Raw genomic sequence first — 2772 nt, 5'->3', positions numbered from 1 at the left:
TTCTACGACCTCTATCTCGATCGCGGATCTGAATGTCCCTACGACCCCTCTGTCACTGAGCGCATTCTCACTGTTTTTGAACCCATCGAATACTGAAACCCGACCGGAGCGGAAGCCCCGTGAACCAACAGGGTACGACAGGAGACAACCAATGGCATTCCAAAACGACACCAACAAAGGCAGCGTTGAAAAGATGGTGGTCAGGCTGCGGCGCATCGCGAAATCCGCCGCCTCTAACAGCGCCGATACTGATGCAATGGCAGACATGTTGCGCCCCCTTACCGACGAACTGGCCAAGATGGGCGTTCTGACAGGCGCGGATCAGATGACAGAACCGCAGCCGCCCGAGGTCGCTGCCCTGACAGCTGGTCAACGCGCTGCACTTGTCCTCGCCGATCAGGCATCGCTGAGAGAACTGATGGCTTCGCTCATCGGGCGTCTTGATGCACATGCCGACGCGTTAAAGGAAGCGCCCTGACCGCCCCGGCACTCACCGCAGTCTTACCACCATTCCATACGATTGAAGTGGAGGCACTTATGCAAGTCACCATATTGGATCGCGCCCTGCAGCGCCGCCTTTGGGGCAACGGCTATCAAAGTATCACGCAGATTATCAAAACCGTTGAGATCACCAATACCTGTCCCTTCTGTGGCAAGCCTAGAGGGAAACCGGTGTTTCGACGCTACTGCGAGGATGGTGAGTGGTACGAAATCCAGACATGGGAGAACCCTTGTGGCCATGTCGATATGTACGACGCCGTGATCGAAGAAGCCCGCCAGCTCAAGCTTTCGCAAACCGCTACGAACGGAGGCGATCATGACTGACTTAGCGCCAGGCGACCGCAGCCGCGCCGATCCCATGGGGTGTGGCGTGGATCCGGTCGCGTACGAAAACGACACCCTGCGCGCTCCCACCGATGGCGGTGCTGCACATTGCAAGGGCTTCCTGCTCGAGGACAATCCTTTTCAGAGTGGTCGGGTTGACGACCGTTTGGCCGCAGACTGGGTTCGGGACTGGGAGGCTCGCCATCGGTTCGCGCTCGACAACGGGATGCATGCAGAAGTCGGGCGAGTGGCCTGTCTTCAGCATCTCCGCAATAGTCGCACCCGCTGGCAGGGAGGGATCGAGCCATGAGGTTCAAGATGTGGCCCCGTTTTGCCTTCGAAGACACACCCCGCAAGCGTGCCGCCTTGCGCCGCAAACAGCAGAAGGAACGCGAGGCTTTTCCATTGCTGGCCAATCAGATCGCAGAGCAGCAACCCAGTGAAGATGAGGTTATGTTCAAACGCGCAGTGGATTGGGAACGGCAAGAGAAACGCAGCCGGAAACAACGTGCCGATAAATGGCGTGAGGCAAGGTGTCTCATAGCCGCGTATTCTTCTAATGAAGCAGCCGCACTGCGCCATGCATGGAACTGTGCGCCATACCCCGCCGATCCGGTCTACCTGCTGGGTTTTCTTCATAGGTATTCCATTGGGCGCTTCACCCTTGATACCTTGCCCTTTGATCTCGTTCCGTCAGATCCGCATGGCCACCGTAAGCACCAATCCGAAATATCCGTTCTAAAAGGTCCGATGACATGACTGCAAAATCCACGGCACTTTCAAGGAAGGCCACGCGCATCTGGAAATCGGCCCAGCTCTATGTTGGGTTTCACCGCGACCAGAAGGGCAAGAAACGCGACTCCGCCAAGGTTTGGCCGCCGAAGAACGCAAATGTTACGATCCACCCAAACCCGGCCGAGCAAGAGGCTTTTGTTGTTCTGAAATCAAGCGGCAACAGTTTGTCGGGCGATGTTCAGGTCAAGTTCCGGTCTGACAAGATCATCGCGCGGCGGGACAGCGATGACGGTTGGCTGGGTGTGCAGATCGAGCCGATGGCCGTTGTGGTACAGATCGCAGACGGGACGCGGATCAAGGTTTGGTATGATGGCTCTGTGACACGCGCGACGGCAGAGGATCGCACCACAATCGAACTTGATGGATCCGTATTCAAGCGTACCGAGTTCGCGCAGGCCTACATGTCTGGGGACGGTACAGAAATGGGTACCGAAACCGCCACGCACTATGCTTCGATCACAGATAGCGGAGTGCAATCCTCGCTCGACGATGACTGGCAGCCGGAGTGAAGGATTTTGGCGGAGTCAGTGTTGCAACCAAGTAGAAATGTCACCGGGTTTGCAAAGCAGAAGTGTCACCACAGAGCGCGACGGAAGCAAGGCTTAGCAGCCCGGCGACCTCAGATATCGCAGGGCTGAAAAGCCTTGCGGGGGTCAGCGGAAGGCTTTGGTCTTTCGGCTATGCCTCGACAAGTGACCAATGATTGGTTTGAGTGCACCGTGTGAATGATCTTTCCGCTACTCTGCTTCTTACCTATTCGGTAACAACGGTCCTGAAGCTGCTTTTGATATGGTTTTTGCTGAAAATGCTCGACCGTTTCACGAACGCGGGACTTGTTGTTTTGTTTGGTTTGTCGGTTTGTCTGTATCACGCGCAGGCAATTTATCGCGGCAAGTTACTATGTGACGATCCGCGTGGCTGGGTCGACTTTCCGGATCTTCCCGCGGCTGTGAACTGGGTTATCTCAGCACGCGATTGCCCCGCACCTATTGGTCAACCCTTTGATTGGGTATTTTTTAACATCACCGGTCCGATCTCGATTGCTGTGACTGTACTGCTGGTTCTACGACCTCTATCTCGATCGCGGATCTGAATGTCCCTACGACCCCTCTGTCACTGAGCGCATTCTCACTGTTTTTGAACCCATCGAAT

At 55.8% G+C, this 2772-nt stretch carries 6 protein-coding genes; all 6 read left to right on the top strand.

Translation table 11 applies throughout. From position 1 onward, the window contains the following. Positions 1-151: 151 nt before the first annotated feature. The 6 genes from ACR0L4_RS23490 to ACR0L4_RS23465 all read left to right on the top strand — a co-directional run bounded on the left by ACR0L4_RS23490 (position 152) and on the right by ACR0L4_RS23465 (position 2713). Positions 152-478, top strand: a complete 327-nt coding sequence (locus ACR0L4_RS23490; protein WP_480425795.1) for a hypothetical protein — start codon at positions 152-154, stop codon at positions 476-478. Between the two features lie 59 nt (positions 479-537). Beyond that, complete coding sequence (locus tag ACR0L4_RS23485) at positions 538-825, top strand: hypothetical protein (protein ID WP_480425616.1); 288 nt, start codon at positions 538-540, stop codon at positions 823-825. Then, positions 818-1135: a hypothetical protein gene (locus tag ACR0L4_RS23480; protein ID WP_480425615.1), complete on the top strand. Its 318-nt coding sequence runs from the start codon at positions 818-820 to the stop codon at positions 1133-1135. Before ACR0L4_RS23485 ends, ACR0L4_RS23480 begins: the two co-directional genes overlap by 8 nt. Then, positions 1132-1584, top strand: coding sequence for a hypothetical protein (locus tag ACR0L4_RS23475; RefSeq protein ID WP_480453296.1), 453 nt, complete (start codon positions 1132-1134; stop codon positions 1582-1584). The genes ACR0L4_RS23480 and ACR0L4_RS23475 overlap by 4 nt, the downstream gene beginning before the upstream one ends. Beyond that, positions 1581-2129: a hypothetical protein gene (locus ACR0L4_RS23470; RefSeq protein WP_480515620.1), complete on the top strand. Its 549-nt coding sequence runs from the start codon at positions 1581-1583 to the stop codon at positions 2127-2129. The genes ACR0L4_RS23475 and ACR0L4_RS23470 overlap by 4 nt, the downstream gene beginning before the upstream one ends. 212 nt (positions 2130-2341) lie before the next feature. Next, entirely contained in the window at positions 2342-2713 is a 372-nt protein-coding gene (locus ACR0L4_RS23465; RefSeq protein ID WP_480425620.1) for a hypothetical protein, read from the top strand. Positions 2714-2772 lie beyond the last annotated feature (59 nt).

Source organism: Ruegeria sp. AB5, from assembly GCF_056542645.1.
Note: the sequence above shows the minus strand (reverse complement) of the source record. Positions and strands in the feature narration are given on the sequence as shown.